Below are 1,319 nucleotides of genomic sequence, written 5' to 3'. Positions count from 1 at the left end.
GGCAAATAACCTCATCCGACGAATCTATAATATCCTTAAGGTCGCGCCACCAAGAAAAGAGATTAGATCGCAGATAGAGTTACCTTACCTGATTTTTCGCAATTGACCATACCCATGTTGAAATATATACGTTTTTACAATCTTTTCGTTCCTACTTGTATCAAATGGCGTCGTTCCTTCCGTATAATATATCTCAACAAAAGTTATAGAAGCAGAATCAACGCCAATACCGACAACGTAGTTTTGAGTACAGCTTATTTCATTGTTATTTTAAATTCCGAACCCGGCGCCCCAGCAAATACAATCGTTCCGCTCTTGGGCAGAGTCACTTTGTTGTTGCCGCTGACAATGGTATAGTTGACGCATAATCCTTCCTCATCATATACCGCGAAAGCACCATTCTTTGGCAGCTTGACCGTCATCGTTTTGCCTGCTGCCGGGATGGTATACCATTGGGCATGTCCGTTCGCTGGCACCGTGACCTTGGACTGATTTCCTGCATAGATCGGTTTCACGTTCGCCTCGTTCACATGTGAGTACCCGTTTACGTTCAAATATTCGATGCCGTCTTTCGTGTAGAACCGGGCTTCCGTCGTATCCCGGCCTGCTATTCCTGGGATTTGGATCTGACTCGTCGCCGTATTCGGACCTGTGATTTTTCTATCCTCCCAATAACCCGGCAAACCGTCGGCGAGGCTAATTTCGATTGCCGGCTGCCCAAAGAAATACTCTTCGGAGCTGAATTTCTGGTTCACGAGATAGAACTTAGCGCCTTCCCGTTTTGCCCAAGCTTCGACGGTCTCCTTCGGCAGTACGTTGTCTTCCAGCTTCTCGGCCGCATACTCTGACGTTGCTAGCTGCCCCAATCCCGGCAACGTCTCATAGGCTCTCTTCCACAAATACGTGCGTCCGTTCTTCTCGGTGACGAAGCGGACTTTGGAGGTTCCGTTCTCGTCGACAAAGCTTCCATCCGAAGTATAAATATACTTCGTCTCCAGATAATCTGGAATGGACAGTTCTCCGTCCTTAGTAATCTCTACCCGGAACTGCGCACCGCTGTTGGCGTAATAGCCTGCTTGCTTCACTACATCATGGGGCATCTTGGCCTTAACCGGCTTGCCGAAAGATTTATCCGGCATAATGTTCTTGATTTCGCCCTTTTCCTTGAGCACCAGCAGCAGCATTTCGCTTGCCAGCAGTTGACTCGTGCTGCTGCTGCCGCCCGATGTCAATACGGCAGCAGCCATCTTTTTCTCGGGAAGCACGACGAGGGAAGCCGCATACGTAGAGATGTCCCCGCCCTTGGCCAAAGCCGTTAT

General features: G+C 49.1%; 1 pseudogene. It reads right to left on the bottom strand.

What is annotated here, in order from left to right:
* Positions 1–254 precede the first annotated feature (254 nt).
* Positions 255–1,319, bottom strand: a pseudogene (locus tag AMS66_RS33990) (serine hydrolase); the annotation flags it as partial.

The organism is Paenibacillus xylanivorans (assembly GCF_001280595.1).
In the GTDB taxonomy this organism is placed as follows: Bacteria; Bacillota; Bacilli; order Paenibacillales; family Paenibacillaceae; genus Paenibacillus; species Paenibacillus xylanivorans.
Note: the sequence above shows the minus strand (reverse complement) of the source record. Positions and strands in the feature narration are given on the sequence as shown.